This is a genomic window from Streptomyces pinistramenti (assembly GCF_020564935.1).
Taxonomy (GTDB): domain Bacteria; phylum Actinomycetota; class Actinomycetes; order Streptomycetales; family Streptomycetaceae; genus Streptomyces; species Streptomyces pinistramenti.
In genome coordinates this window covers 1-21827 of record NZ_JAJCXB010000041.1, presented here as the reverse complement: position 1 = coordinate 21827, position 21827 = coordinate 1, and the positions used below count along the sequence as shown (strand labels likewise).

The window sequence follows — 21827 nt, the reverse complement described above, 5'->3', positions numbered from 1 at the left end:
ATGGCAGTCCGGCAGGGGTGACCTGCCCGGCGGTGGATCCGCGGCCCGTGGGCCCGGGATCGCCGGGCCGCGGTCAGTCCTTGTGGAGCGTGCCGTCGGGGTCCAGGCCCCGGAAGGACAGGATCACGACGAGGATGCCGCCGCAGACGATCGCCGAGTCGGCGAGGTTGAACACCGCGAAGTGCGCCGGGGCGATGAAGTCGACCACCGCGCCCTCGAAGACACCGGGCGACCGGAAGATGCGGTCGGTCAGATTGCCGAAGGCGCCGCCGAGCAGCAGCCCCAGCGCGATGGCCCAGGGAAGGCTGTAGAGCTTGCGGGCGATCCTGGCGATCACCACGATCACCGCGGCGGCGATCAGCGAGAGGAAGATCGTCAGCGCCTCGCCGATGCTGAACGCCGCGCCGCGGTTACGGATCACCTCGAACTGCAGCAGCGTCCCGATCACCTCGACAGGCGCGTGATGCTCCAGCTTCGCGACGACCAGGATCTTGCTGCCCAAATCCAGCAGATACACGACGAGCGCGACGAGGAGCAGGGCGAAGATCCGCCGCTTCCCGCGGCTCGCGCCCGGTTCCGGCTCCGCCGGCCGTCCCCCTTCGGACCCCTCAGCGGGTTCCGCGCCGGAACCCGTCCCGGGTTCCGGTGTACCGGTGGTGCGTTCCGCCTCTGCCACGTGTGAGTCCCTCAGCCCGTCGGTCCGTGGCCAGGGCCACGCCTGGCACAGGACGAGGGTACGGCACGGCCCTACGGGCACGACCGGGCCCGTAGGACGTCCGGCAGCGGCCCGTCAGCCGCGCCGCTCCTGCTTCTGCTTGCACTCCACACAGAGCGTCGCGCGCGGGAACGCCTGCATCCGCGCCTTGCCGATCGGCTTGCCGCAGTTCTCGCACAGCCCGTACGTGCCTGCGTCCAGCCTGACCAGCGCCCGCTCGGTCTGCAGCAGCATCTCGCGGGCGTTGGAGGCCAGGGCCAGCTCGTGCTCGCGGGTGATGTTCTTGGTGCCGGTGTCCGCCTCGTCGTCGCCCGCACCGTCCCCGGAGTCGCGCATCAGCCCGGCGATGGCGCTCTCGGACGCGGCGATCTCCGCGCGCAGCCGCTCCGCCTCGCTCATCAGGCCGGCCCGCGCATCGGCGACCTCCTCCGGCGTCCAGGGTTCCTCGCCGGGCCGTACGGCCAGCTCGTCCGGAGCCGCGGCCGCGCGGGCCTTGGGCACCGCCGAGTCCTCACCGTGTGCCGCCGTCCGCGCGGCCGCGGTCTTCTTCGCCACCACCGTCTTGGCTCCCGTCTTCTTCGCGGGCACCGCGGCCTTCTTCGCCGCGGTCTTCTTCGCTGAGGTCTTTGTCGCCGAGGTCTTCTTCGCGGCGGGCTGCGCGGAGGTCTTCGCGGTCTTCCTGGCCGGTGCCTTCGCGGTCTTCTTCGCCGAGGTCTTCTTCACCGCGGCCTTCTTCGGGGCCGTCGCGTCGGCATGCGCTCCCTCGGGAGCGGGCCGCGTCGCGCCGGCCTCTTCGGCGGGCGTCGTGCTCTTCTTCGCGGCGGTCTTCTTCGCCACCATGGCCGCGACCCCTTCACATATGTGATCTTGTTCGCGAATCGTGACGGGAACGATAAATCGCCGCACCGACCGCGGCAACGGGACGCACCGCCCATACCCCCGCTCTGCCCTCGGTTGTGCCCCGCTCCCGCCCCGGTAATCCGCCGCGCCCCGGGGACGTCTCACTCCCGGCGCCCCGCGGCCGCCCCTGTCCATTCGGGTCACACCGGCGCCGGATCGCCCCCGGTGCGCGGACGCCGGAAAACCGGTCGGCCGCTGTCACCACGGCCCCGTACACTGGGCCCAGCGAAAGGCATCGACGGGACGAGTAGCGTCGTACGCAGCCAGCAGCGATCCGGGGACGGTGCGAGCCCGGAGGCGTGCACGGCGTGAAGATCACCCCGGAGCCGCCGGAAGAAAGCCCGCGGGTTCGCCCCCGGGGTGAGTAGAACCGGCAGCGCGACCCCAATGAGGGGGCGGTGGAGCGTCACCGCCAAGGAGGGTGGTACCGCGGGAGCACGGCTCTCGTCCCTCCGGACGGAAAACACAGCAGGTGTCCGCCGGAGGAAGCCCCCGATGAGTCCGCAGCCCCAGTACCGCCAGGTACCCGCCCAGGTAGACCTCCCCGCCCTTGAGCACGCCGTGCTCGATTTCTGGCAGGAGCAGAAGGTCTTCGCCCGCACCCTCCAGCAGTCCGAGGGGCGGCCCGAGTGGGTCTTCTACGAAGGTCCCCCGACCGCCAACGGCATGCCCGGCGCCCACCACATCGAGGCGCGCGTCTTCAAGGACGTCTTCCCCCGGTTCCGCACGATGCAGGGCTACCACGTCGGCCGCAAGGCCGGCTGGGACTGCCACGGCCTCCCGGTCGAGCTGGCCGTGGAGAAGGAGCTGGGCTTCAACGGCAAGAAGGACATCGAGGCGTACGGCATCGCCGAGTTCAACGCCAAGTGCCGCGCATCGGTGACCCGCCACACCGACGCCTTCGCCGAGCTGACCACCCGCATGGGGTACTGGACCGACCTCGACGACCCGTACCGCACCATGGACCCCGACTACATCCAGTCGGTGTGGTGGTCCCTCAAGGAAATCTTCTCCAAGGGCCTGCTCGTCCAGGACCACCGCGTCGCCCCCTGGTGCCCCCGCTGCGGCACCGGCCTCTCGGACCACGAGCTGGCGCAGGGCTACGAAACGGTCGTCGACCCGTCCGTCTTCGTCCGGCTCCCGCTGACCTCGGGCCCGCTGGCCGGCGAGGCCGCCCTGCTGATCTGGACGACCACCCCCTGGACCCTGGTCTCCAACACCGCCGTCGCCGCGCACCCGGACGTCACCTACGTCGAGGCCACCGACGGCACGGAGAAGCTGGTCGTCGCCGAACCGCTGCTGGAGAAGGCGCTCGGCGAGGGCTGGCAGCCCACCGGCCGGTCCTTCACCGGCCGCGAGATGGAACGCTGGGCCTACGAGCGCCCCTTCGGTCTCGTCGAGCTGGAGGGCGCCAACTTCGTCGTCAACGCCACCTACGTCACCACCGAGGACGGCACCGGCCTCGTCCACCAGGCCCCGGCCTTCGGTGAGGACGACCTCAAGACCTGCAAGGCGTACGGCCTGCCGGTGATCAACCCGGTCCGCCCGGACGGCACCTTCGGTGAGGAACTTCCCCTCGTCGGCGGCCAGTTCTTCAAGAAGGCCGACGAGGCGCTGGTCGCCGACCTGGACACCCGCGGCCTGCTTTTCCGCCACGTCCCGTACGAGCACAGCTACCCGCACTGCTGGCGCTGTCACACCGCGCTGCTCTACTACGCCCAGCCGTCCTGGTACATCCGCACCACCGCGGTCAAGGACGCCCTGCTCCGCGAGAACGAGAACACCAACTGGTTCCCGGACTCGGTCAAGCACGGCCGCTTCGGCGACTGGCTCCAGAACAACATCGACTGGGCGCTGTCCCGCAACCGCTACTGGGGCACCCCGCTGCCCATCTGGCGCTGCGACGAGGACCACCTCACCTGCGTCGGCTCGCTCGCCGAACTGACCGAGCTGACCGGCACCGACCAGTCCTCGCTCGACCCGCACCGCCCGTTCATCGACGCGGTCACCTTCCCCTGCCCGACCTGCCGAGCCACCGCCACCCGCGTCCCCGAGGTCATCGACGCCTGGTACGACTCGGGTTCGATGCCGTTCGCGCAGTGGGGCTACCCGTACCGCAACAAGGAGCTGTTCGAGAAGCGCTACCCGGCGCAGTTCATCTCGGAGGCCATCGACCAGACCCGCGGCTGGTTCTACACGCTGATGGCCGTCGGCACCCTGGTCTTCGACAAGTCGAGCTACGAGAACGTCGTCTGCCTGGGCCACATCCTGGCCGAGGACGGCCGCAAGATGTCCAAGCACCTGGGCAACATCCTCCAGCCGATCCCGCTGATGGACCAGCACGGCGCCGACGCGGTCCGCTGGTTCATGGCAGCCGGCGGTTCCCCGTGGGCCGCCCGCCGAGTGGGCCACAGCACCATCCAGGAGGTCGTCCGCAAGACCCTCCTCACCTACTGGAACACCGTCGCCTTCCAGGCCCTGTACGCCCGCACCTCCAACTGGGCGCCCAGCGCGGCCGATCCGGCCCCCGCCGACCGCCCGCTGCTCGACCGCTGGCTGCTCGGCGAGCTGAACACGCTGGTCGAAGGCGTCACGGAGTCCCTGGAGGTCTACGACACCCAGCGCGCCGGCAAGCTCCTCTCCTCCTTCGTCGACGACCTCTCCAACTGGTACGTCCGCCGCTCCCGCCGCCGCTTCTGGCAGGGCGACCCGGCCGCGCTGCGCACCCTGCACGAGGTCATCGAGACGGTCACCCGCCTGATGGCGCCGCTCACCCCGTTCATCACCGAACGGGTCTGGCAGGACCTGATCGTCCCGGTCACCCCGGACGCACCGGACTCCGTGCACCTGTCCTCCTGGCCCCTCGCCGACCAGGACCGGATCGACCCGACGCTGTCCGACCAGATGCTGCTGGTCCGCCGGCTCGTCGAACTGGGCCGGGCGACCCGCGCCGAGTCCGGCGTGAAGACCCGTCAGCCGCTGTCCCGCGCCCTGGTCGCGGCGCACGGCTTCGCCGGCCTCTCCGACGACCTGCGCGCGCAGATCGCCGAGGAGCTGAACGTCTCCTCCCTGGCGTCGCTCTCCGAGGTGGGCGGCTCCCTCGTCGACACCACCGCCAAGGCCAACTTCCGTGCGCTGGGCAAGCGGTTCGGCAAGGGCGTCCAGGCAGTCGCGAAGGCCATCGCGGACGCCGACGCCGCGGCCCTCTCCCTCGCCCTGCGCGGCGGCGAGGCCGCGGTCGAGGTCGAGGGCGAACGCATCACGCTGGCTCCCGACGAGGTCATCATCACCGAAACCCCGCGCGAGGGCTGGTCGGTGGCCTCCGACTCCGGCGCGACCGTCGCCCTGGACCTGGAGATCACGCCGGAACTGCGCCGCGCAGGACTGGCCCGTGACGCCATCCGCCTCATCCAGGAGGCACGCAAGAACAGCGGCCTCGACGTCGCCGACCGGATCGCGCTGCGCTGGGAGTCCGCCGACGAGGAGGTCCGACGGGCACTCGCCGACCACGCCGGCCTGATCGCCGACGAGGTCCTGGCCACCACCTTCACCGCGGAACAGAACGCCACCGACGCCGCGGACGGCTACGGCGAGCGGTTCTCCGACGAGGCCCTGGCACTCGCCTTCCGGCTGCGCAAGGCGTAACCCCCGGGCGGCTTCGGCCGCCGTACCCCACCGGGCCCCCGGCGCACACCAGCGCCGGGGGCCCGCGTGTTGGTCCCACACCACACGCCACCGGGCCGGCCCCGCCCCTCCGGTACACACGCCGCAGGCAACGGCCCGGCACAGGCACACAAAAGGCCGGGCCCCGAGGGAAGTTTCCCTCGGGGCCCGGCCTTGATTGCCGACCGTGTACGACGCCTGAGCGTCAGTACGTCAGTTGTCGTCCTCGTCGATGAGGAAGCCGCGCATCGGCGACGGCGCCTGCCCCATCGGCTGCGGGCTCTGCGGCCGCACCGGAGCCATCGGCTGGGTCATCGCGGGCGACATCTGCTGCTGGCCGCCGTACGAAGGACCGCCGCTGGCACCGCCGTTGTGGCTGCCCATCGACTGACCGCCACCCATGGTGTGGTTGCCGCCCATGCTGCCCGCACCGGCCGACGCCATCGAGGGCGACGGCGGCAGCGAAGCGGTCGCCGGGGTCCGCGGCGGAGCCAGCGAGTCGTCCGCCTGGTTCTCCAACTGACGCAGCTGGCTCTCCAGGTACGACTTCAGTCGCGTGCGGTACTCGCGCTCGAAGCCGCGCAGGTCCTCGACCTTGCGCTCCAGCGTGGCGCGCGCGGACTCCAACGAGCCCATCGCCACACGGTGCTTCTCCTGCGCGTCCCGCTCCAGCGCATCGGCCTTGGCGCGGGCGTCCCGCTCCAAGCCCTCGGCCCGGCTGCGCGCCTCGCCGACGATCTTGTTGGCCTCGGAACGGGCCTCCGCAATCGCCTGGTCGGCGGTCTGCTGAGCCAGCGACAGCACGCGAGCGGCACTGTCACCACCGGGGCCGCCCTGCTGCTGCGCCTGGGGCAGCTGCTGCGGACCGCCGGGGCCGCCCAGGGGGCCGCCACCCATCGGACCGCCGGGGCCCATCGGGCCAGGACCGTGCGGTCCGCCCTGCGGGCCGTGGCCACCGGGACCTGCGGGCAGCTGAGGTGCTCCACCGGGCAGTTGGGGAGGTCCACCCATCCCCTGCTGCTGCGGCGGCACCGGCTGCGGACCGGATATGGCGGCGGGCACCGGTGCACCCGGTCGCTGCTGCTGCTGGTCCTGCTGCTGGTCCTGCTGTTTCCGCAGGCCCTGCTGCTGGTTCTGCGCGGCGGCCCGCGTGGCAGCGGCCAGCTTCGCGCGCAGATCCTCGTTCTCCCGCAGCAAGCGGGTCAGTTCGGCTTCGACCTCATCGAGGAAGGCATCGACCTCGTCCTCGTCATAGCCTTCTCGGAGGCGGACGGTCGTGAACTGCTTGTTCCGCACGTCCTCGGGGGTCAACGGCATCTCTACTTCACCTCAACGTAGTCGTCGGCAATCGGCAAGACCGTATCGTTCACACCAACAACACCGACCTCACGACGGTGATCAGGATGTACACGATGATCATCAATACGAAGAAGGACAGGTCGAGCGCCACGCCCCCGAGACGCAGCGGCGGGATGACCCGCCGCAGAAGCTTGAGTGGCGGATCAGTGACAGTGTAAGTGGCCTCAAGAATGACGACCATTGCCTTGCCGGGTTGCCATGAACGGGCGAACTGGAAGACATAGTCCATCACCAGCCGGAAGATCAACACGATCAGGAAGCAATACAGCGCGATGTAGATCACCTGCCCAAAGACACTCATCTCGCGCGTCCCTCCCCTTGATCCCTGTGTTGGCCTCGCGGCCTTGGTGTGCCCGGTGTTGCGTCTCAGCTCTGGTTGAAGAACCCGCCCTCAGCGATACGGGCCTTGTCCTCCGCCGTGACATCGACGTTAGCAGGCGACAACAGGAACACCTTCTGCGTCACCCGCTCAATGCTGCCGTGCAGACCGAAGACAAGACCGGCCGCAAAGTCGACAAGTCGCTTCGCATCCGTGTCATCCATCTCCGTGAGATTCATGATCACCGGAGTGCCCTCACGGAAGTGTTCCCCGATGGTACGGGCTTCGTTGTAGGTCCGCGGGTGAAGTGTGGTGATGCGGTAAGGCTCCCGCTCGGACACAACTTTGGGCATGATCACCGGTGCGTTCTTCTCCAGATTCGGACGGTCGGGTGTGATGGATGCCACGGGGGCGATTCGGGCGGGTCGTCCACTTTCGACGGGGAGAGAAACGGGCTCGCGCGGCGCGGGAGGCTGCACGGATCTGACCGGTTCCTCCCGTTCCGGGCGCGTCTCGGGCTGCACTTGGTGCTGTTGCCGTCGCCCTCGATCCGGTTCCGGGTCAAGCTCGGGCTCGAACTCGTCGTCGGGGTCGAAGCCCCGGCCGTCGTACCCATCGTCCTCCACGAGGCCGAGGTAGACCGCCATCTTGCGCATCGCGCCGGCCATTCTCTGCGTCCTCCGCTCTGTGGTGGATCGGCTCCGTCACCGGGCGCCTTGGATCCACTCGGCCTGTCCCGCTTCTTGCGGTAATGACCATATTTTGTGCTGTGGTCCGACTCTTGGCGACGTTACCCGAGGCGTGGTCGGACTCCGAGTACCGCAGTGCCGACGCGTACATGTGTCGCTCCGGCTGCCACGGCGTCTTCCAGGTCCGTACTCATGCCTGCTGACACCATGTTGGCAGCAGGATAAGCGGCGCGCAGGTCGGATGAGATTTCCATCAGCCGCTCGAAAGCGGCGCGTTGGCGTCCCGCGTAGGCGCCCGACAGCGGTGCGACCGTCATCACACCGTCCAGGCGCAGCCCTTGGGCGCCGGCGATCTCCTCGGCGAGCACCGGAACACCATCCGGCGCCACCCCGCCACGACTGCCCCGCTCCCCCGACTCGGCGTCCAGCGCGACCTGGATCAGACAGCCGATCTCCCGCTCCGCGCGCACCGCTTCCCTGGAGAGTGCGGTGACCAGCCTGGCGCGGTCCACCGACTGTACGAACCCGGCGTAACCGGCCACCGACCGCACCTTGTTGGTCTGCAATTGACCAACAAAATGCCAAGTAAGGGGAAGATCGGCGCATTCGGCAGCTTTGGGTGCCGCATCCTGATCGCGGTTCTCCGCAACTTGCCGCACCCCCAACTCGGCGAGCAGCCGGACATCGCTCGCGGGATAGGTCTTGGTGACCACGATCAGGGTCACCTCGTCACGCCTGCGGCCCGCGGCGGCGCATGCGGTGGCGATGCGGTCCTCCACCCGCGCCAGATTGCCGGCCAGTTCAGTCCTGCGATCCGTCACAGCGTCAGCCGTCCAGCCATACGTAGCTCGCGAGCCGCCCGGTTGTGCGGTCGCGCCGGTAAGAGAAATGGTCCGCCGATTCCAGGGTGCAGATGTGGGAATGCTCACGGATCTGCACCCCGGCGGCGGCGAGTTGGGCCGTCAGGCCCGCGGCGATGTCCACGGCCGGAGTGCCCCAACTGGTCGTCGACCACGCCTGGGGCACCGCTGCGGTGACCTTCTCCCGCAGGTCCCCGGGGACTTCGTAGCACCGTCCGCACACCGCGGGCCCGGTGTACGCGACGATCCGGTCGGCTCGCGCGCCGAGCCGGACCATCGCCTCGACGGCCGCCGGTGCCACGCCGGCCACCAGGCCGGGACGCCCGGCGTGCGCGGCGCCCACGATCCCGGCGACCGGGTCGGCGAGGAGTACGGGGGTGCAGTCGGCGGTCAGTACCGCGAGCGCGAGTCCACGGCGCGCGGTCACCACCGCGTCCACGGACGGGATGTCGTCCGTGCGCCACGGTCCTTCGACCACCGCGACGTCCTTGCCGTGCACCTGGTTCATCCAGACGACGGCGCCCGGGTCGAGGCCGAGCCCTCGCGCGGCGAGCGCGCGGTTGTCCCGTACGGCCTGCGGGTCGTCGCCGACCGCGCCGCCGAGATTGAGCTGATCGTACGGAGCGGCGCTCACCCCGCCCCACCTGTCGGTGAAGGCGAAGTGCGCGCCGCTCTCGTGGTGCTGTTGCCCTATCACGTGGGTGTTTCGGCTACTTCAGGAAGTCGGGGACGTCCAGCTCCTCGGCCGCGCTGTCCGAGTACGGACGGGCCGGGGGAACCTGCGGGGTGGCGGTCGGCTGGGCCGGCACCTCACCCAGCGAGGAGGTCTCGGCCGAGGCCGGCTCCTCGTCCCGTACGGGCACCGCGCCGAGTCCGCCGAAGGACGAGGACCGCGGTTCGGCCGGGGCCACCGGACGGCTCGGCGCGGGCGCCGGCTCGTCACGCTTGGCGGAGGACGACCCGATCACCGTGTCCCGACGGGCCGGCGGCTGACCGCCGTCGAAGCCCGCGGCGATGACGGTCACCCGCACCTCGTCGCCCAGCGCGTCGTCGATGACCGCACCGAAGATGATGTTCGCCTCGGGGTGCGCCGCCTCGCTGACCAGCTGCGCGGCCTCGTTGATCTCGAAGAGACCGAGGTCCGAGCCGCCGGAGATGGAGAGCAGCACGCCGCGTGCGCCGTCGATGGAGGCTTCCAGGAGCGGCGAGGAAATCGCCATCTCCGCCGCGGCCACCGCCCGGTCGTCGCCGCGTGCGGAGCCGATGCCCATCAGCGCGGAACCGGCCTCCGACATCACGGACTTGACGTCGGCGAAGTCGAGGTTGATCAGGCCGGGCGTGGTGATCAGATCGGTGATGCCCTGGACACCCGACAGCAGCACCTGGTCCGCGGACTTGAACGCGTCGAGCACGCTCACCTGGCGGTCCGAGATGGACAGCAGCCGGTCGTTGGGGATGACGATGAGGGTGTCGACCTCTTCACGGAGGCTCGCGATGCCGTCCTCCGCCTGGTTGGCCCGCCGACGGCCCTCGAAGGTGAACGGGCGGGTGACCACACCGATCGTCAGGGCACCCAGCGAACGGGCGATGTTGGCGACCACGGGGGCGCCGCCGGTGCCGGTGCCGCCGCCCTCGCCCGCGGTCACGAAGACCATGTCGGCCCCCTTGAGGACCTCTTCGATCTCCTCGCGGTGGTCCTCGGCCGCCTTGCGGCCCACGTCCGGGTTGGCGCCGGCGCCGAGTCCGCGGGTCATTTCGCGGCCGACGTCGAGCTTGACGTCGGCGTCGCTCATCAGCAACGCCTGCGCATCGGTGTTGATCGCGATGAACTCGACGCCCTTGAGCCCGACCTCGATCATCCGGTTGATGGCGTTCACGCCACCGCCGCCGATGCCGACGACCTTGATGACTGCGAGGTAGTTCTGCGGTGCTGCCACGTCGAAGGCCTCTCGCCTCGAGTTACGTGTCGTCGCCTCACATTCCGTGTGGACGCCGACTGATGCCGATGGGACGGTCCGTAATGCCGACCCGAACCCTAACGTTGAAGTTTAGGGTTACCTGTGCCTGTGTTCCTTGGAAGCAAAGCCCCTTTGGAACGAGACACTAAGTCGACAAGTGGCGCACGTTCAACGAACACGCCGAACCTCCCGTTTTTCTTTTCACCCTATGTGATCACCCATAGTGGTAGCCATCCAGGGTGCTGGCCTGCGATGACGTACGTCAACTCCCCGATACCGCAGGCGCGCTGGGAACCGAGACATCGAAGTGGCGTGCGTCACGCGCGGCTTTCAGCAAGGCGGTGAGCACCTTGGCCTTCTCCGGCCCGCGTTCACCACTTCCCCACACCACGGTGCGGTTCCCGGCCAGTTCCAGAGTGATCGAGTCGTAGGACCGAACGCGAACGATGCGGACCTGTTTGCGTACGTCTTCGGGCAGATCGGCTGCGGCGGTGACCGCGGCGCGACGCAACCGGTCGTTTCCGAAGCGGTGCAGACTCGGAGCGTCCTGCGCCGTCATTTCCAGTTGCGGAACGCCCTTCGGCGCGGTGGCGACGGTGGCGAAACGGACGCCTTCCACGTCCACTTCGATGAACTTCCGGTCCGATCGCATGATCAGTTCGGGCGTCCTTTCGGTCACCTTCAGACCGATGCGGTGCGGCCAGGAACGCACCACGTCCACGGTCTTGATGCGCGGCAGCCGCTCACGCAGCCTGCGGGCCACGGCATCCGTATCGACCGACGCCAGCGGCGCGTTCATCGGAACATCAGCCGCGTCAACGACCTCACGCGGGGTCAACACCGCGGTGCCGCTCGCCTTGACGCCTTCCACCCGCAGCCATTTCGAGCCGTAGAGCGCCCAGATGGCGAAGCCGCCGAGGAGGACGACGAGGATCAGAATGATGATCGGACCACGGCGGCGCGGTCCGGGAAGCGGGAGTCGCAGCCGGCGGAACCACCGGGCGCGGGACGGTTCGGCGGCGGGCGGGCCGGACGACGCGTTCGCTCCACCGCTCCGGGCGGTCGTCGGTCCGGCCACGCTCCCCCTGCCTTTCGTCGCTAGTTGTGCTGCTGGGCAATCGCCTCGTACACCATGCCGACCAGCAGTTCATCCGCGTCCCTGCGGCCGAACTCGGAGGCCGCGCGGGACATCTCGTACAGCCGGTGCGGGTCGGCGAGGACCGGGAGCACGGTGTTCTGCACCCACTCCGGGGTCAGTTGTGCGTCGTCGACCAGCAGGCCACCACCGGCGTTGACCACCGGCTGGGCGTTCAGCCGCTGTTCGCCGTTGCCGATCGGCAACGGGACGTAAGCGGCGGGCAGCCCGACGGCGGACAGTTCGGCGACGGTCATCGCGCCCGCGCGGCAGAGCATCATGTCGGCCGCGGCGTACGCGAGATCCATCCGGTCCACGTACGGTACCGGCACATACGGCGGCATTCCCGGCATGTTGTCCACATGCGGCATTTCATTCTTCGGGCCGACCGCGTGCAGCACCTGGATCCCGGAGCGCTGGAGCGCGGGGACGGCGGCCTGGATGACTTCGTTGAGCCTGCGCGCGCCCTGGGAACCACCGGACACCAGCAGCGTCGGGAGGTTGGGGTCGAGCCCGAAGGCCGCCCGCGCCTCGGGGCGGACCGCCGCGCGGTCGAGGGTGGCGATGGTGCGGCGCAGCGGAATGCCGACGTAGCGGGCCCCGCGCAGCTTGCTCTCGGGGGTGCTGACGGCGACGAACTTGGCGTACCGCGAACCGATCTTGTTGGCCAGGCCGGGGCGCGCGTTCGCCTCGTGGACGACGATCGGCACGCCCAGACGCTTGGCGGCGAGATAGCCGGGCAGCGCCACGTAACCGCCGAAGCCGACGACGCAGTCCGCCTTCGTGCGCTCCAGGATCTGCTCGGCGGCCTTGATCGTGCCGCGCAGCCGCCCGGGGACGGTGATCAGTTCGGGGGTGGGCTTACGGGGCAGTGGGACGGCCGGAATCAGACCCAGTTCGTAACCGCGCTCCGGGACGAGCCGGGTCTCCAGGCCCCGTTCCGTGCCGAGTGCCGTGATCCCCACGGTCGGGTCCTGCCTCCGCAGTGCGTCCGCGAGGGCGAGCGCGGGCTCGATGTGGCCGGCGGTCCCCCCACCGGCGAGTACGACATGCACCGAAATTCACCGCTCTCCGGACGGTCGCTTCTTGACGCGCCGTCTCATCGTCTTCCATCTCACCCCAGCCGATTTCCTTGCGAAAACCGGCTTCCGCGTCGCCAGCGCGGCCAATGCCGCCCGAGCTGCGGGCTCATCACGCGCGAAGGCGATCATCAGCCCGATGGCGAACATCATCGGCAGCAGGGCGGAGCCCCCGTAGGAGAACAGCGGGAGCGGGACGCCGGCGATCGGCAACAGGCCGAGCACCGCACCGATGTTGATCACGGCCTGGGCCGTGATCCAGGTGGTCACGCCTCCCGCGGCATACCTCACGAAGGGGTCCTCCGTGCGTCCGGCCACGCGGATACCCGCATAGCCTAGAGCCGCGAAGAGGGCGAGCACCGACAGCGTCCCCGCCAGACCCAGTTCCTCCCCGGTGATGGCGAAGATGAAGTCGGTGTGCGGTTCCGGGAGTTCACCCCATTTTTCCATACTCGCGCCGAGCCCGGAACCGAAAAATCCGCCTGAGGCCAGAGCGTAGATACCGTGCACGGCCTGCCAGCACTGGTCTCCGGGGCCCGGATCGGTCGCCCCGATGCAGGCCAGACGGGACATCCGGTTGGCGCTGGTCTTGATCAGCAGGGCCCCGATGGCCGTCGCGGCACCCAGGACGCCGACGAACAGCCGCGTGGGAGCACCGGCCAGCCACAGCAGGCCGAAGAGGATCGCCGTGAGAATGATCGCGGTTCCCATGTCCCCGCCGAGCATGATCAGCCCGAGCAGCAGGAGGGCGACCGGGATCAGGGGCACCAGCAGGTGCTTCCACTGCGCCAGCAGCTTCTTCTCCTGCTTGCGGGCCAGCAGATCGGCGCCCCACAGGACGAGCGCGAGTTTGCCGAACTCGCTGGGTTGCATCTGGAAAGGGCCGCCGAGGTTGATCCAGTTCTGGTTGCCGTTGACCGCGACCCCTATCCCCGGCACCTGCACCAGGCACATCAGGAAGACCGAGACCGCCAGCAACGGATAGGCCAGGGCGCGGTGCAGCCGTACCGGAAACCGCGCGGCACACAGCAGCAGGACGCCGCCGATGACCGCGGCCAACAGCTGCTTGCGGAAGAAGAAGCTCGGCGCGAGCCCGGACTGGAGCGCCTTGATCTGCGAGGCGGAGTAGACCATCACCAGGCCGAGCACGGTGATCAGCAGGCTGCCGCCGAGGATCAGGTAGTACGCCGTCAGCGGCCGGTCCCAGGCCCGCTTCGCCTGCGTGTACAGGCGCCGAGGGCCGCCCCGTGAGCGGCTGCCGCGTGACGGGCGGGACGCGGTGACGAGCCGCCGCCGCGGACGCGGCGGTGCCGCCTTCGCCGATCGGGCCGTCATCCTCGTCCCCTCCACAGGTGCTCGCCGCAGGTCATCGACGCGAGCGGGACGAGCGGTCTACTGGGCTCGCGCGCTCAGCTCGCGCACCGCGTCGGCGAAGGCGTCGCCCCGCTTGTTGTAATTCACGAACATGTCCATCGAGGCGCAGGCCGGGGCCAGCAGGACCGTGTCACCTGGCTCGGCGAGACCGGTCGCTTCGCGTACCGCCTCGGGCATCGCCCCAGTGTCGGTCCGGTCGAGGTCGACCACCGGGACATCCGGGGCGTGTCGCGCCAGGGCTTCGCGGATCAGCGCGCGGTCGGCGCCGATCAGCACCACCCCGCGCAGCCGCTGCGCGGACTTCGCCACCAGCTCGTCGAAGGTCGCGCCCTTGGCGAGCCCGCCGGCGATCCACACGATGTGCTCGTACGCGGCCAACGACGCCTCGGCGGCATGGGTGTTGGTCGCTTTGGAGTCGTCGATGTATGTGATGTCCGCGATGTCCGCGATGTGCTGGATGCGGTGTGCGTCCGGGTGGAAGGCCCGCAGCCCCTCGCGTACGGAGGCGGGGCGCACGCCGAAGGCACGGGCCAGCGCCGCCGCCGCAAGGGCGTTGGCGATGTTGTGCGGGGCGGGGCTGCCTGAGCCGGGCGCGATGTCGGTGATCTCGGCGAGTTCCTGGGCCTGTTGCTGCCGGTTCTCGACGAAGGCGCGGTCGACGAGGAGCCCGTCGACGACGCCGAGCTGGGAGGGCCCCGGGGTGCCGAGGGTGAAGCCGACGGCGCGGCAGCCCTCTTCGACGTCGGCCTCGCGCACCAGGTCCTCGGTCGCCTTGTCGGCCACGTTGTAGACGCAGGCGACGGTGTTGCCCTCGTAGATCCGGCCCTTGTCGGCGGCGTACGCCTTCATGGAGCCGTGCCAGTCGAGGTGGTCGGGGGCGAGGTTGAGGACGGCCGCGGAGTGCGCCCGCAGCGAAGGTGCCCAGTGCAGCTGGTAGCTGGAGAGCTCCACGGCGAGGACGTCGTAGGGCCGTTCGCCGCGCTGCCCCTGGCCGAGGACGAGGTCGATGATCGGGGTGCCGATGTTGCCGACGGCCGCGGTGTGCAGGCCCTCGGCCTCCAGGATCGCGGCCAGCATCCGGACGGTGGTGGTCTTGCCGTTGGTGCCGGTGACCGCGAGCCAGGCCGCGGCGTCGGGGCCGCGGAGCCGCCAGGCGATCTCGACGTCGCCGACCACGTCCACGCCGGCCTCGGCCGCCGCCGCGAACAGCGGGCTGTCCGGCTTCCAGCCGGGCGAGGTGACGACGAGGTCGGTGCCCTCGGGCAGGGTCGTGCCGTCGCCGAGGCGCACCGTGATGCCGGGCGCCTCCAGGTCGGCGGCTGCGGCGCGCTGCTTGTCGCCGTCGCCGCCGTCCACGACCGTGACGCGGGCGCCGAGGCCGGCCAGCGCGCGGGCGGCGCTGATGCCGCTCACGCCCAGGCCGGCAACGGTGATGTGCTGCCCTGCGAAGTCCTGCGTGGTCACTTGGCCGCCTGCCAACCGCCGTAGAAGACCCCGAGTCCGACGATCACGCACATGCCCTGGATGATCCAGAATCTGACCACCACAAGGACTTCCGACCATCCCTTCAATTCGAAGTGATGTTGAAGTGGCGCCATGCGGAAGACCCGCTTGCCGGTCAGGCGGAAGGATCCGACCTGGATCACCACGGACATCGTGATGAGGACGAACAGGCCGCCGAGCACTGCCATCAGCAGCTCGGTGCGGGAGCAGATCGCCAGGCCGGCCAGCGCGCCGCCCAGGGCCAGCGAACCGGTGTCGCCCATGAAGATCTTGGCGGGCGAGGTGTTCCACCACAGGAAGCCGAAGCACGCGCCCATCAAGGCGGAGGCGACGACCGCGAGGTCGAGTGGATCGCGTACCTCGTAACAGCCGGGGCCCGCGGTGATCTGGTTGGCGCACGACTCCTGGTGCTGCCAGATGCCGATGAAGGTGTACGCACCGAAGACCATCACCGAGGCGCCGGTGGCCAGGCCGTCGAGGCCGTCGGTGAGGTTCACGCCGTTGGACATCGCCAGGATCATGAACAGCGCCCAGATCACGAAGATCACCGGGCCGATCTGCCAGCCGAAGTCCTGGGTGAAGGACAGCCGGTCGGATGCTGGCGTCTGTCCGCGCAGGTCGGAGAATTGCAGCGAGAGCACCGCGAAGGCGATGCCGACGATCAGCTGTCCGGCCATCTTCGCCTTGGCCCGCAGGCCCAGCGAACGCTGCTTGACGATCTTGATGTAGTCGTCGAGGAAGCCGACCAGGCCCATCCCCGCCATCAGGAACAGCACCAGCACACCGGAGAAGGTGGGGTCGCTGCTCGTGATGACCTTGGTCAGCGCGTACGCGATGATCGTGGCCAGGATGAAGGCGATGCCACCCATGGTGGGCGTACCGCGCTTGCTGTGGTGGTCCCGCGGTCCGTCGTCGCGGATGAACTGCCCGTAGCCCTTTTTGGCCAGCAGTTTGATCAGCACCGGGGTACCGATCAGGGTCAGGAAGAGCCCGATCATTCCGGAGAAGAGGATCTGCTTCATCGAGTTCATCGGGCCGCGGACCCGCTCTCGGCGCCCTGCACGCCCTCGCCGTCCAGCAATGCCGCTGCGACCCGCTCAAGGCCCACCGACCTGGATGCCTTCACCAGTACGACGTCCCCCGGCCGCAGCTCGCTGCGCAACAGGTCGACCGCCGCCCGCGTGTCGGACACGTGCACCGACTCCTCACCCCACGAACCCTCGTTATAGGCGCCCATTTGCAGCCAGGCCGCTTCCCTGCCGCCGACTGCCACGAGCTTGCTGACGTTGAGCCGGACGACCAGGCGTCCGACCGCGTCGTGTTCGGCAAGTGCGTCCTCGCCCAGCTCGGCCATCTCACCGAGCACCGCCCACGTCCGCCCGCCCGTCGCCTTGCCGGCTGTGCCCATCGCGACCAGCGCTCGCAGCGCCGCTCGCATGGACTCGGGGTTCGCGTTGTAGGCGTCGTTGACGACCGTCACGCCGTCCGCGCGCTCGGTGACCTCCATCCGCCACCGGGAGAGCGTGCCGGCTTCGGAGAGCGCGGTGGCGATCTCGTCCACGGACATGCCCGACTCATGGGCGACGGCGGCCGCGGCGAGCGCGTTCGACACGTGGTGCTCACCGTACAGCCGCATGGTCACATCGCTGCACCCGGAGGGTGTGTGAAGCGTGAAGGCAGGCTGACCGAGTCCGGTGAGCCGGACATTCTCGGCACGTACGTCGGCTTCCGGCGCCTCGCCGAACAGCACCGTGCGGGCCTTCGTACGGTGCGCCATGGCGCGGACGTACGGGTCGTCGGCGTTGAGCACGGCGACGCCGCCGTCGGCCGCCGCGGGGAGCGCCTCGACGAGTTCGCCCTTTGCCAGGGCAATCTGCTCGCGGCCGCCGAACTCGCCGATGTGCGCGGTGCCGACGTTGAGCACCACACCGATCTTCGGCGGGGTGAGCGCCGCGAGGTACCGGATGTGGCCGACGCCGCGGGCGCCCATCTCCAGGACGAGATGCCGGGTGCCGTCGTCGGCGCGCAGCGCGGTGAGCGGCAGGCCGATCTCGTTGTTGAGGTTGCCGTCCGGCCAGACGGTCGGGCCGTTCCGCTCCAGGAGCTGGGCGATCAGGTCCTTGGTGCTGGTCTTGCCGGCCGAGCCGGTGAGCGCGACGACGTTCGTGCCGAGGCGTTCGACGACGGCGCGGGCCAGCGCCCCGAGCGCGGCGATCACGTCGTCGACGACGATCGCCGGGACGCCGACCGGACGGGCGGCGAGCACGGCTGCCGCTCCGTCGCCGACGGCACGCTGCGCGAAGTCGTGGCCGTCGGCGCGTTCGCCGGCGAAGGCCACGAACAGGCTGCCGGGGCGGACCTCGCGGGAGTCCTTCACGACCGGTCCGGTGACCTGGAGTTCAGGATCCGGTATGTCGTGCTGCTGCCCGCCGACGATGCTCGCGATCTCGGCGAGGGACAGGGAGATCACAGGTCACCCCCGGCAAGCGGCGGAAATTGCCAACAGAAGGGTTGTGCGCGCATGGCGGTGTGTCATCCCTGGTGGTTCGGCTGCTGCACGGTCAACGAGGCTTCGATGGCCTCGCGCAACACCTGGCGGTCGTCGAAGGGCCGGACCACTCCGGCGATGTCCTGGCCCTGCTCGTGGCCCTTGCCCGCGACGATCACGGTGTCGCCCGGCTCGGCGCGGGCGACGGCTGCGGCGATGGCGGCCGCACGCTCCTCCTCGACGAGGACGGTGCCGCGCTCGTGGATCGGCACCTCGGCGGCGCCGGAGAGCATGGTGGCGAGGATCGCCAGCGGGTCTTCGGAGCGCGGGTTGTCGGAGGTCAGCACGGCCGTGTCGGCGAGCCGCGCGACGGCGGCGCCCATCGGGAGGCGCTTGTGCGGGTCGCGGTCGCCGCCGCAGCCGAGCACGGCGTGCAGCTTGCCGTCGGTCACCTTGCGCAGCGCCCGCAGAACCGATTCGACGGCGTCCGTCTTGTGCGCGTAGTCGACGACGGCGAGGTAGGGCTGGCCGGCGTCGATACGCTCCAGGCGGCCGGGGACGCCGGGGACCGCGGCGACGCCGTCGGCCGCGGTCTGCGGGTCGATGCCCGCGACGACCAGCGAGGTGATGGCAGCGAGTGCGTTGGCGACGTTGAACGGTCCGGCGATCGGCGAGGCGGCCTTCAGGTGCTCGCCGTTGGGGCCGAGCACGGTGAACGTCGAGCCGAGGGTACCGACCTCGACGTCCGCGGCCCGCCAGTCCGCGTCGGGGTGGCCCTCGGCGGAGAAGGTGGTGACCGGGACCTCGGACTCGCCCTCGGCCAGCCGCTTGCCGTACGGGTCGTCGAGGTTGACGACGCCGGCGCGGCTGCGGGCCCTGGTGAACAGCCGGGCCTTGGCCTGGAAGTAGTCCTCCATGCCGGAGTGGAACTCCATGTGCTCCGGGCTGAGGTTGTTGAAGATCGCGACGTCGAAGACGCAGCCGTCGACCCGGCCCAGGACCAGGGCGTGGCTGGAGACCTCCATGGCGACCGCGCGGACACCGCGCTCGCGCATGACGGCGAACAGCGCCTGCAGCTCGGTGGCCTCGGGGGTGGTGCGCTCGGACTTGATCCGCTCGTCGCCGATACGGGTCTCGACGGTGCCGATCAGGCCGGTCAGCCCGCCGTCACCCTTGGCCGCCGCGGCCCGCAGGCCCCCCTCGATGAGGTACGCGGTGGTGGTCTTCCCGGAGGTGCCCGTGATGCCGATCTGGAGGAGGTCCTCGCCCGGCGCCCCGTAGATGGAGACGGCCAGGGCGCCCATCCGGGAGCGCGGGTCGTCGACGACGAGCACCGGGAGGCCGGTCGCCGCGGCGCGTTCCTCGCCCGACGGGTCGGTCAGGACGGCGGCCGCGCCGAGGTCGGCGGCCTGCGCGACGAAGTCGGCACCGTGCAGACGGGCACCGGGCAGCGCGGCATAGACGTCACCGGGGCGGACCGCACGGGAGTCATGGGTGATGCCGGTGACGTCGAGCGCGCCGGAGGCCGGAGCCGGGGTGCCCAGCTGCTCGGCGAGTACCGCCAGGGGGGTGGGGCGGACCTGCTCGGGGCGGGGCGCTCCCGGGTATTTACCGGGTGCGTCCTTCTGGGCGTTGGGGGACTGATCAGCATGTGACACGGCGGTGAGCGTACCGGGCTCGGCGGCTCCGAGGCGAAGTGAGGGGTCTGCGGAGGAACCGTTGCCGGGGTGTGGAGTCCCGTGGGGGGTGATGGTCGTCACGGCGATGTTGCCTCGATTTCATTCGCCTGGCGTGAAGGTGACGGGCAGCCGCGGCGCCTTCACGCCGCTCGGCGGGACCTGCAGGGTTTTCAGCGCGAACTGCATGACCTGCTGGTAGATCGGGCCGCAGACCGAGCCGCCGAAATAGCTCCCCTTGGTGGGGTTCTGGACGGCGCAGTAGACGGTGATACGGGGCTTGTCAGCGGGCGCGAAACCGGCGAAGGACGCGGTGTAGCCGTGGTATTTGCCGGTCTTCGGATCCACCCGGTTGGACGTGCCGGTCTTACCGCCGACGCGGTACCCGTCGATCTTCGCCTTGGCTCCGGTGCCCGCTTCGTCGTCGACCACCGATTCGAGCATGGTGGCGAGCTGCGTTGCGGTCTTCGGGCTCACCACCCGGTTCTTCTCCGGCGCGGGCGCAGGGACGTACTGCCCGTCGGGGCCGGTGGTGCCGCTGACCAGGGTGGGGGCGATGCGCTCGCCGCCGTTCGCGATCGTGGAGTACACGGACGCGGCCTGGACGGCGTTGAGGGACAGGCCCTGGCCGAACGGGATCGTGTACTGCTGCGAGGTGTTCCAGTCCTGGGGCTCGGCCAGGATGCCGTCGGTCTCCCCGGGGAAGCCGAGTCCGGTGGGCCGGCCGATGCCGAACTTGTGGAGGTAGGAGTAGAGCACCCGGTTGGCTTCGGGCTGTGTCTTGCCGAGCTGTCCTGCGGCGAGGATGGTGCCGATGTTGCTGGACTTGGCGAGGACGCCGTTGAGCGTGAGGTGCCAGGTGGGGTGGTCGACGTCGTCGGAGAAGAGCCGGTCGCCGCGGTGCAGCCGGTTGGGCACGGTGACCCGGGTCGCCGGGGTCGCCGCGCCCTCCTCCAGGATGGCGGCCATCGACATCAGCTTGCTGGTGGAACCCGGTTCGAAGGCATCGGTGAGCGCCGCGTTGCCCAGCGCCGCCGGGTCGGCCCTGGCGATGTGGTTGGGGTCGAAGCCGGGCGCGTTGGCGAGCGCGAGGATCTTGCCCGTCCTGGTGTCCTGGACGACGACGTAGCCGCGGTCGGCCTTGGACTTCGTGACCTGCTCGGAGATGGCTTTCTGGGCGGCCCACTGGATGTCACGGTCGAGGGTGAGCTGGACGTTGGTGCCGGGGACCGCGGGGTGTTCCTGGGCATCGGCCGTCGGCACCCGGCGGCCTCCGGACTGCGCGTAGACCAGCTTGCCGTCCTTGCCGGCGAGCTTCGTGTCGAGCCGGGCCTCCAGGCCGCCCGCGCCCTTGCCCTCGCTGTTGACGAAGCCGAGGACGCCGGCGGCCAGTTCGTTGTTCGGGTAGACGCGCTTGCTGTGCCGGTCGGCGAAGATGCCGACCAGGACGTTCGGGCGCGGCGCCGTCTTGGGCGCGGCGGCGGCCTTCGCGTTGAGGCCCGACCGCAGGTCCTTGATCCGCTTCCACACCTGCGGGGTCTGCTGGTGCGCCAGCAGGACGTAACGGGACGAGGACTTGCCGAGCTTCTCGGCGAGGGTCGCCCGGTCCTCACCGAGGATCGGCGCGAGCAGCGCGGCGGCCTGCTGCGGCGCGTCGTCGATCTTGGTCTTGTCGGGCGCCAGCAGGCTCGGGTCCGCGGTGATGTCGTACGCGTCGACGGTGGTGGCGAGGTCCACGCCGCTCCGGTCGGTGATGGTGCCGCGTTCGGCGGCCAGCTTGACCGGGACGTAGCGGTTCACGTTGGCCCTGGCCGCGTACGCGGCGGCATCGACGGCCTGCACCTGGAACAGCCGCACCGCGAAGACCAGCATGACCAGCGTCAGCGCCACGGCGACCAGCCGGAGCCGGGGCCGGGGATTGCCGAGCCGGATCGGACCCGCGGGCCGGGGACGGGCGGGGCGCGCCGCTCCCGAGGGGCGGCGGGCCGCCGGAGGCTTGCCGGACGCGCCGGCCCTGCCGCCTTTCGGCGCCGCCTGTTTGCCGGCCGCGGGCCTGCCGGACGGACGGGCGGCGGGCCGCCGGGGCCCTTCGCTCCGGCCGCGCTGCGC

General features: G+C 70.1%; 17 protein-coding genes. 1 reads left to right on the top strand and 16 read right to left on the bottom strand.

Going from position 1 to position 21827, the window contains the following annotated elements:
• Window positions 1–73: 73 nt before the first annotated feature.
• Together lspA and LIU39_RS24395 are read right to left on the bottom strand one after the other, a co-directional pair.
• On the bottom strand, window positions 74–676 hold the full coding sequence (lspA, locus tag LIU39_RS24400; RefSeq protein WP_227049013.1) for a signal peptidase II: 603 nt from the start codon (window positions 674–676) through the stop codon (window positions 74–76).
• 114 nt (window positions 677–790) lie between these two features.
• Window positions 791–1555 carry a TraR/DksA family transcriptional regulator gene (locus LIU39_RS24395; protein ID WP_227049012.1) on the bottom strand — a complete coding sequence of 255 codons (765 nt, stop codon included), beginning with the start codon at window positions 1553–1555 and terminating at the stop codon, window positions 791–793.
• Between the two features lie 555 nt (window positions 1556–2110).
• Between LIU39_RS24395 and ileS the strand changes: the two genes are divergently transcribed.
• Window positions 2111–5260 carry an isoleucine--tRNA ligase gene (gene ileS / locus LIU39_RS24390; RefSeq protein ID WP_227049011.1) on the top strand — a complete coding sequence of 1050 codons (3150 nt, stop codon included), beginning with the start codon at window positions 2111–2113 and terminating at the stop codon, window positions 5258–5260.
• 231 nt (window positions 5261–5491) lie between these two features.
• On the opposite strand, the gene LIU39_RS24385 is transcribed toward ileS, so the two are convergent.
• From LIU39_RS24385 to LIU39_RS24320, 14 genes are all read right to left on the bottom strand, one after another.
• Window positions 5492–6595, bottom strand: coding sequence for a DivIVA domain-containing protein (locus tag LIU39_RS24385; protein ID WP_227049010.1), 1104 nt, complete (start codon window positions 6593–6595; stop codon window positions 5492–5494).
• Between the two features lie 49 nt (window positions 6596–6644).
• A complete protein-coding gene (locus LIU39_RS24380) occupies window positions 6645–6938 on the bottom strand; it encodes a YggT family protein (RefSeq protein ID WP_227049009.1) in 294 nt (97 codons plus the stop codon).
• Between the two features lie 65 nt (window positions 6939–7003).
• Window positions 7004–7624, bottom strand: coding sequence for a cell division protein SepF (locus tag LIU39_RS24375; protein ID WP_227049008.1), 621 nt, complete (start codon window positions 7622–7624; stop codon window positions 7004–7006).
• 122 nt (window positions 7625–7746) lie between these two features.
• A complete protein-coding gene (locus tag LIU39_RS24370) occupies window positions 7747–8466 on the bottom strand; it encodes a YggS family pyridoxal phosphate-dependent enzyme (protein ID WP_227049007.1) in 720 nt (239 codons plus the stop codon).
• A 4-nt stretch (window positions 8467–8470) separates the two neighbouring features.
• Entirely contained in the window at window positions 8471–9202 is a 732-nt protein-coding gene (gene pgeF / locus LIU39_RS24365) for a peptidoglycan editing factor PgeF (RefSeq protein WP_227049006.1), read from the bottom strand.
• Window positions 9203–9215: 13 nt separating this feature from the next.
• The gene (gene ftsZ, locus LIU39_RS24360) at window positions 9216–10442 is read right to left on the bottom strand and encodes a cell division protein FtsZ (RefSeq protein ID WP_227049005.1); all 1227 of its coding nucleotides are present in this window, start codon (window positions 10440–10442) and stop codon (window positions 9216–9218) included.
• Window positions 10443–10725: 283 nt separating this feature from the next.
• Window positions 10726–11541 carry a cell division protein FtsQ/DivIB gene (locus LIU39_RS24355; protein ID WP_372464028.1) on the bottom strand — a complete coding sequence of 272 codons (816 nt, stop codon included), beginning with the start codon at window positions 11539–11541 and terminating at the stop codon, window positions 10726–10728.
• A gap of 20 nt (window positions 11542–11561) precedes the next feature.
• Window positions 11562–12653 carry an undecaprenyldiphospho-muramoylpentapeptide beta-N-acetylglucosaminyltransferase gene (gene murG / locus LIU39_RS24350; RefSeq protein WP_227049004.1) on the bottom strand — a complete coding sequence of 364 codons (1092 nt, stop codon included), beginning with the start codon at window positions 12651–12653 and terminating at the stop codon, window positions 11562–11564.
• A 6-nt stretch (window positions 12654–12659) separates the two neighbouring features.
• Window positions 12660–14012, bottom strand: coding sequence for a putative lipid II flippase FtsW (ftsW, locus tag LIU39_RS24345; protein ID WP_227049003.1), 1353 nt, complete (start codon window positions 14010–14012; stop codon window positions 12660–12662).
• Window positions 14013–14069: 57 nt separating this feature from the next.
• Entirely contained in the window at window positions 14070–15515 is a 1446-nt protein-coding gene (gene murD, locus LIU39_RS24340; RefSeq protein WP_227049002.1) for a UDP-N-acetylmuramoyl-L-alanine--D-glutamate ligase, read from the bottom strand.
• Window positions 15512–16576, bottom strand: coding sequence for a phospho-N-acetylmuramoyl-pentapeptide-transferase (gene mraY / locus LIU39_RS24335; RefSeq protein ID WP_227049001.1), 1065 nt, complete (start codon window positions 16574–16576; stop codon window positions 15512–15514). The genes murD and mraY overlap by 4 nt, the downstream gene beginning before the upstream one ends.
• Window positions 16577–16581: 5 nt before the next feature.
• Complete coding sequence (locus LIU39_RS24330) at window positions 16582–18024, bottom strand: UDP-N-acetylmuramoyl-tripeptide--D-alanyl-D-alanine ligase (protein ID WP_227049000.1); 1443 nt, start codon at window positions 18022–18024, stop codon at window positions 16582–16584.
• Between the two features lie 62 nt (window positions 18025–18086).
• On the bottom strand, window positions 18087–19802 hold the full coding sequence (locus LIU39_RS24325; protein ID WP_227048999.1) for a UDP-N-acetylmuramoyl-L-alanyl-D-glutamate--2,6-diaminopimelate ligase: 1716 nt from the start codon (window positions 19800–19802) through the stop codon (window positions 18087–18089).
• An 18-nt stretch (window positions 19803–19820) separates the two neighbouring features.
• Window positions 19821–21827: peptidoglycan D,D-transpeptidase FtsI family protein (locus LIU39_RS24320; RefSeq protein ID WP_227048998.1), on the bottom strand; the 2007-nt coding region annotated here is incomplete at its 5' end.

What these genes read in the sequence shown, in the direction of transcription:
- LIU39_RS24375 (WP_227049008.1), bottom strand. Translation starts at nt 7,624, where the DNA reads ATGGCCGGCGCGATGCGCAAGATGGCGGTCTACCTCGGCCTCGTGGAG.
- mraY (WP_227049001.1), bottom strand. Translation starts at nt 16,576, where the DNA reads ATGAAGCAGATCCTCTTCTCCGGAATGATCGGGCTCTTCCTGACCCTG.
- ftsW (WP_227049003.1), bottom strand. Translation starts at nt 14,012, where the DNA reads ATGACGGCCCGATCGGCGAAGGCGGCACCGCCGCGTCCGCGGCGGCGG.
- ileS (WP_227049011.1), top strand. Translation starts at nt 2,111, where the DNA reads ATGAGTCCGCAGCCCCAGTACCGCCAGGTACCCGCCCAGGTAGACCTC.
- LIU39_RS24380 (WP_227049009.1), bottom strand. Translation starts at nt 6,938, where the DNA reads ATGAGTGTCTTTGGGCAGGTGATCTACATCGCGCTGTATTGCTTCCTG.
- LIU39_RS24395 (WP_227049012.1), bottom strand. Translation starts at nt 1,555, where the DNA reads ATGGTGGCGAAGAAGACCGCCGCGAAGAAGAGCACGACGCCCGCCGAA.
- LIU39_RS24385 (WP_227049010.1), bottom strand. Translation starts at nt 6,595, where the DNA reads ATGCCGTTGACCCCCGAGGACGTGCGGAACAAGCAGTTCACGACCGTC.